Source organism: Bradyrhizobium sp., from assembly GCF_049798375.1.
GTDB lineage: Bacteria > Pseudomonadota > Alphaproteobacteria > Rhizobiales > Xanthobacteraceae > Bradyrhizobium.
On record NZ_JBARGP010000086.1, the window covers coordinates 1 to 6,233 of the forward strand.

Below are 6,233 nucleotides of genomic sequence, written 5' to 3' on the forward strand. Positions count from 1 at the left end.
GCCCGGCTGGCAAGCCACAATCGGTGATGCCGCCGCGCTACGACCAGGAGGAATTGCTCGGCATCATGGCGATGGACCACAAGCGTCCAGTCGACATGCGCCAGGTGATCGCGCGCATCGTCGACGACTCGGACTTTGTCGAGATGGCGCCGAATTACGGTCCGGCGACCGTGTGCGGCCATGCCCGCATCGACAGCCAGGCGATAGGCATCATCACCAACAACGGTCCGCTCGATCCGGCCGGCGCCAACAAGGCCACCCACTTCATCCAGGCCTGCTGCCAGACCGGAACGCCGATCCTCTATCTCAACAACACCACGGGCTACATCGTCGGCCGTGCCTATGAGGAAGGCGGCATGATCAAGCACGGCTCGAAGATGATCCAGGCGGTGACGTCTGCCACGGTGCCGCAGATCACGATCTATTGCGGCGCGTCGTTTGGCGCCGGCAATTACGGCATGTGCGGCCGCGGCTTCCATCCGCGCTTCTGCTTCTCCTGGCCGAATGCCAAGACGGCGGTGATGGGCGGGGAGCAGGCGGCCGAGACCATGGCGATCGTCACCGAGGCGGCAGCCGTGCGGCGCGGCAGGCCGGTCGAGAAGGAGCGGTTGAACGCGCTGAAGGCAGAGATCATTGAGGTGTTCGAGGGCCAGATGGACGTGTTCGCGACCTCGGCGCGTCTGCTCGATGACGGCGTGATCGATCCGCGCGATACCCGCGCGGTGCTGTCGGAAGTCCTGTCGATCGTCCGCGAGGCAGATACGCGCACGCCGCAGCGCATGCAGTTTGCGGTGGCGCGGCCATGAGCGCAGGAAACGCGACGACATTGCGCACGCCGTTCTTCAAGCTGCTGATCGCCAATCGCGGCGAGATCGCGCTGCGCATCATACGCACGGCGCGCCGACTCGGCGTCGGCATCGTCGCGGTCTATTCCGACGCCGACCGCGATGCGCTGCATGTCCGGCAGGCGGACCAGGCGGTGCGTATCGGCGAGGCGCCCCCGGCGCAGTCCTATCTGAACATCGCGGCGATCATCGCCGCGGCAAAGGCCACCGGCGCCGACGCGGTGCATCCCGGCTATGGCTTCCTCGCCGAGAACGCCGCGTTCGCATCGGCCTGCAGGGACGCGGGGCTTGTCTTCATCGGTCCCTCGGCCGAGGCGATCGATGAGATGGGCAACAAGGCCGGCGCCAAGGCAATCATGCGGCGCGCCGGCGTGCCCTGCATTCCCGGCTACCAAGGCGAGGATCAAAGCGACAGCGCGATGCTCGCCGAGGCCCGACAGCTCGGCTTTCCGGTGATGATCAAGGCCGTGGCCGGCGGCGGTGGCCGCGGCATGCGGCTGGTCGCGGACGCGGCGTCATTTCCAGGCATGCTGCGCAGCGCGCGCTCGGAAGCATCCGCCGCGTTCGGCGACGACACGGTGATTTTGGAAAGGGCGATCGAAAACCCCCGCCATATCGAGATCCAGGTGTTCGGCGATCGTCATGGCAACGCCATCCATCTCGGCGAACGCGACTGCTCGGTGCAGCGGCGACATCAGAAGCTGATCGAGGAGGCGCCATCTCCGGCCGTAACGCCGGAGTTGCGCGCGAAGATGGGCGCGGTGGCCGTGCAGGCGGTGAAGGCGCTGCGCTACGAAGGCGCCGGCACGCTCGAATTCCTGCTCGACACTGGCGGCCAGTTCTACTTCATGGAGATGAATACGCGGCTGCAGGTCGAGCATCCGGTCACCGAGGCGATCACCGGGCTCGATTTGGTCGAGCTGCAGCTTCGCGTCGCCGCGGGCGAGCCGCTGCCGCTGCGGCAGCACGACGTGACGTTCACCGGACATGCGATCGAGGTGCGGCTGTGTGCGGAGGATGCCGCGCAAGGCTTCATGCCGCGCTCCGGCCGGATGTCGCGCTGGGAGATGCCGGAAGGCCTGCGCGTCGAGCACGCGCTGCAATCGGGCGCGGAGATTCCACCTTACTACGATTCGATGATCGCCAAGCTGGTCAGTTTTGGTGCGACGCGCGAAGAGGCGCTGATACGGTTGATCTGCGGACTGGAGCAGGCCACAGCATTCGGCGTCGCGACCAATCGATCGTTCCTGATCTCCTGCCTGCGCCACGGCGCGTTCGCCCGGGGACAGGCGACGACCGCCTTCATCGCGACGCATCGCGATGAGCTCTTTGCGCAGCACACAACGGCGCCCAACGACATTGCGCTGGCCGCGCTGTTGCTGCACCTCAGCCAGCCGCATGCGCCGCGATGGCGCGGCGGCCGCTCGCTGGCGCCAGGCTTTCCGGCGCCGTTGCGCTTCCAGCTCGGCGATGCGTTGCATGAATGCGACGTGGTGCGCGACCGCGCCGGCGACTATGTCGTCGGCAGCAATGGCGACGCGCAGCGCTTCACGCTCGATGAGCTCGGCGGCGGCGCCGTCCGTTTCCGTCATGGCGAGGTCTTGGAGACCGTCCGATTTGATCGCGCCGGCGATCAGCTCTGGCTGCAGCGCCGCGGCGTGACGCTTGTGGTGCGCGATCTGACCTGGCCGCCGCCGGAAGCGCGAGCCGGCTCGAGCGGCGACGGCAAGGTCCGCGCCGCGCTCAGTGGCCGCATCGTTTCTGTTCTGGTGAAGCCGGGCGAGCGCGTCGCTCTGGGCCAGCCGGTGCTGACGCTGGAGGCGATGAAGATGGAGCATGTGCACACCGCGGGCATGGCCGGCACGGTATCCGCGGTCGCGGTCGCCGAAGGCGAGCAGGTGACCACCGGGCGGATCGTGATCGAGATCGCGCCGGGGTGAAGCGAGCGCTCAGGCGTTCGGCATCTGCCGTTTCAACTCGGCAACCAGCCGTGCGGTCTGGAACGGTTTCGACAGTAGCGGCGCGGTGGCGAATTCGCGCGGGCACTGGTCGATCGAATAGCCGGTGACGGCGATGAACGGAACGTGCGCTGCGGCGAGTGTGCGCGCGATCGGCGCCGACGTCTCGCGCCCGAGATTAACGTCGAGGATGGCGACGTCGCAGCCACGATCCTGAAACAATGCGAGCGCCTTGGCGACGGTCGGTGCCACGCCGACGATCGCGAAGCCATGCGCTTCGAGCTCGACCGCAAGATCGAAGCCGATCAGCGGATCATCCTCGACGATCAGGATACGCGGGCTCGCAACGTCAGCCATTGCCTCGACCGCGTGTGATCCGCCCGATCGGACAGGCGAGGTGCCAGCGCAATCCGGACAATGGGAACAGGACGTCGACCGTGCCGTCCAGGCTGAGCCGTACCATGTCTGAAATCACCTTGCTGCCAAAGCCGCGGCGTTTCGGCGGCGCGACTTGCGGGCCGTCCTGCTCGATCCAGTGCATGGTGAAGCTCAAATCGTCGCGCGTCCAGCCAATATCGACCCGGCCCTCATGGTTGGCAAGCGCGCCAAATTTAGCCGCATTGGTCGCAAGCTCATGGATCGCCATGCCGATGGCCTGTGCGGACTCTGGCGTCAGCTCGATGGACGGCCCTTCGATCCGGATGCGATTGCCGATCGCGTCGCCGAAGCTGCGCAGTTGCGCGCGGATGAGATCGGCGAGCGGGATGAAGCGCCAGCCATTCTGGATCAGCAGGTCCTGATTGCCTGTCAGCGCCTGCAGCCGCTCCAGGAAACGGTCGAGATCGAGCTGGTGGCCTTGCCGTGTCATCTGGCGTGCGATCGCCTGTACCAGCGACAGCAGGTTCTTGCTGCGATGGTTAACCTCGGCGAGCAGCGTGTGCAGCTGGTCCCGGGTCTGCCGTTTGTCGGTGATGTCGCGGACGATCTTCGAGGCACCGACAATACGTCCCGAAGCATCGCGGACCGGAGAGACCGTGACCGCCACGTCGATCAGCGTCCCGTCGTTGCGGATGCGCACCGTCTCGAAATTATCGATGATATCGCCGGCCAGGACGGTCGCCAGAATGCGGTCTTCCTCCGCCTGCCGGTCGGCCGGGATGATCCTACGGATCGAGGTGTTCAGCATGTCGGCTTCGGTAAAGCCGAGGATGCGTTCAGCGCTCTTGTTCCAGCTCGTGATGATGCCGTCCAATGTCTTGCTGACCACGCCGTCAGTCGTGGAGGTGATGATGGCTGCCAGCATTGCAGCGCCGCGCTCGGCCTGCTTCTTCTCGCCGATGTCGCGGATCACGCTGGAGACGCCGATCACGACATCGAAGGCGTCACGAATCGGTGAGAGCGTGATTGCGACCTCGATCGGCCGGCCGTCTGCCATCAAACGCACGGTCTCGTAGTTCTCGATAGAGGCGCCGGAGGCCGCGCGGCCAAGAGTTGTTTGCTCCTCGTTCCACAACTCGCCGGGAACGATCTCCAGGACGGACTGTCCGATCATTTCCTGGGATGTACGTCCAAACAGACGCTCGCAGGCCGCGTTCCAGCTTCTGATCGTGCCATCCCGCGTGGTGCCGAGGATCGCGTCGGCGGACGAGGCGACGATCGCGGCGAGATAGGTCGATGAGCTCAGGGGTTCGGGCATTGCAGGAGGGGCGCCGGGCTGTCCGTGCACGTGGCGGGCTCCTTGGTACGAACGGATCGGAGCGGATTGTGCCGGTGGCCACTAACCGCCAAAACCTGGAAAACTCAAGACGGCATCCGCCCGGCCGAAGCCGGGCAGCGCGAATGTGAGATCGGGGCTGCCGACGAGCGGCGGCTTCTTGCTGGTGGTGTGCGGGCGCAAAAAGACATCACGCTGGACCGCAACCCGGCGAGTGGTTGCGAAACGCACAAAGTGCGAATTGGTTCCCGCCCGGTCCGCAAAAAAGGCCGTCTTGGGCCGGTGTGTCCCAGCGGGCACGATTCGATGGAATCTGTGGGCGGAGGATTTGGAAGGAAAATCGAGTCCTTCTCCCCCCGTGCTGGAGAGCACGTCATGCAAAAACAGTTCAAGCAGACCACCTCATTGCAGGAGCGTCTTGCCCGCGAGGCGGAGCAGGCGCGGGCACGCGCGACTTCATTGCCGTCAGGCAAGGAGCGCGACGCGTTGCTGCGCATGGCGCGCCTGGCGGAGACCGCGTCTCGAATCGACGCCTGGCTGTCGTCACCGGGATTGCGGGCGCCGGAATAGCGGCGCGCCCGCGATCCGCAACGGCCCGAGAAACGTCACAGCCCGGCTCCATCATTGAGCAGGCAGGCGACTTGATGTTTCGGGCCGACATCGCGCAGCGCCGGCCGCTCTATCTTGCATTGGGCGAACGCAAACCTGCAGCGGGTATGGAAGGCGCAGCCCGTGGGCGGATCGACCGGGCTCGGAACGTCGCCATCGACCAGCGGCGCCGGACGCTTCTGCTTCGGGTCAGGCGACGGCACCGAGGCCAGCAGCGCTCTGGTGTAGGGATGCCGCGGGTTATGAAACAGCTCGTCCTTGTCAGCGATCTCGACGATGCGGCCGAGATACATCACCGCAACCCGGTGGCTGATATGGGCGACGACCGCGAGGTCGTGCGCGATGAACAAATAGGACAAGCCATGGCGGCGCTGCAGGTCGATCAACAGATTGATCACCTGGGCCTGGATCGAGACGTCGAGCGCCGACACCGGCTCGTCGCAGACGATCAGCCGCGGCGATAGTGCGAGGGCGCGGGCGATGCAGATGCGCTGGCGCTGGCCGCCGGAGAATTGATGCGGGAAGTTGCGCATCTGGTCCGGTCGCAGCCCCACCTGCTGGAACAGCTCCGCGATCCGCGCCTGCCGCTGTTCGCCGGCCGCGAGGCCGTGCACGGCAAGCGGCTCGCCGACGATGTCGCCGGCGCGCATGCGCGGGTTGAGCGAGGCGAACGGATCCTGGAATACGATCTGCATCTGTCGCCTGACCGGGCGCAGCTCGGACTTGCTGAGGCGGGTGATGTCGCTACCATCGATCGCGATCGCGCCCGAGGTCGGCTCGACCAGCCGCAGCACGCTGCGCGCCACCGTCGACTTGCCGCAGCCGGATTCGCCGACCAGCCCGAGTGTCTCGCCGGCGCCAAGCGAGAAGCTGACGCCGTCGACCGCATGCACGGTGCCGACGCGCCGGCGCAGCACGCCGCTGCGGACCGGGTAATGTTTGACGAGGTCCTTGACCTCCAGCAGGGCGGGCTGCGCGTCGTTCACGAGGCCTCCGCAATCTCGCCAGCGCGCCAGCAGGCGGCCTGATGATCTCGGTCGAAGTTTTGCAGCGCCGGCGTATCGCTGCGGCAGCGATCGATGGCGAGCGCACAGCGCGGCGCAAAGG

The 6,233-nt window shown here is 66.1% G+C and carries 6 protein-coding genes; 3 read left to right on the forward strand and 3 right to left on the reverse strand.

From position 1 onward, the window contains the following. Positions 1-806, forward strand: an 806-nt coding sequence (locus tag WA702_RS03955; RefSeq protein ID WP_425109227.1) for a carboxyl transferase domain-containing protein, incomplete at its 5' end; no start/stop codon positions are given. Continuing rightward, on the forward strand, positions 803-2,785 hold the full coding sequence (locus WA702_RS03960) for an acetyl/propionyl/methylcrotonyl-CoA carboxylase subunit alpha (protein ID WP_425109228.1): 1,983 nt from the start codon (positions 803-805) through the stop codon (positions 2,783-2,785). The genes WA702_RS03955 and WA702_RS03960, both read left to right, overlap by 4 nt. A gap of 9 nt (positions 2,786-2,794) precedes the next feature. Here the strand turns inward: WA702_RS03960 and WA702_RS03965 are convergent, their stop codons facing one another. Then, on the reverse strand, positions 2,795-3,160 hold the full coding sequence (locus WA702_RS03965) for a response regulator (protein WP_425109229.1): 366 nt from the start codon (positions 3,158-3,160) through the stop codon (positions 2,795-2,797). Next, positions 3,153-4,529, reverse strand: coding sequence for a PAS domain S-box protein (locus tag WA702_RS03970; protein WP_425109230.1), 1,377 nt, complete (start codon positions 4,527-4,529; stop codon positions 3,153-3,155). The genes WA702_RS03965 and WA702_RS03970 overlap by 8 nt, the downstream gene beginning before the upstream one ends. A gap of 36 nt (positions 4,530-4,565) precedes the next feature. On the opposite strand from WA702_RS03970, the gene WA702_RS03975 reads away from it, so the two are divergent. Beyond that, positions 4,566-5,087: a hypothetical protein gene (locus WA702_RS03975; RefSeq protein ID WP_425109231.1), complete on the forward strand. Its 522-nt coding sequence runs from the start codon at positions 4,566-4,568 to the stop codon at positions 5,085-5,087. A 35-nt stretch (positions 5,088-5,122) separates the two neighbouring features. Here the strand turns inward: WA702_RS03975 and WA702_RS03980 are convergent, their stop codons facing one another. Continuing rightward, positions 5,123-6,112 (reverse strand): ABC transporter ATP-binding protein, encoded by a 990-nt coding sequence (locus WA702_RS03980; RefSeq protein ID WP_425109232.1) that lies wholly within the window; start codon positions 6,110-6,112, stop codon positions 5,123-5,125. Positions 6,113-6,233: the final 121 nt, after the last annotated feature.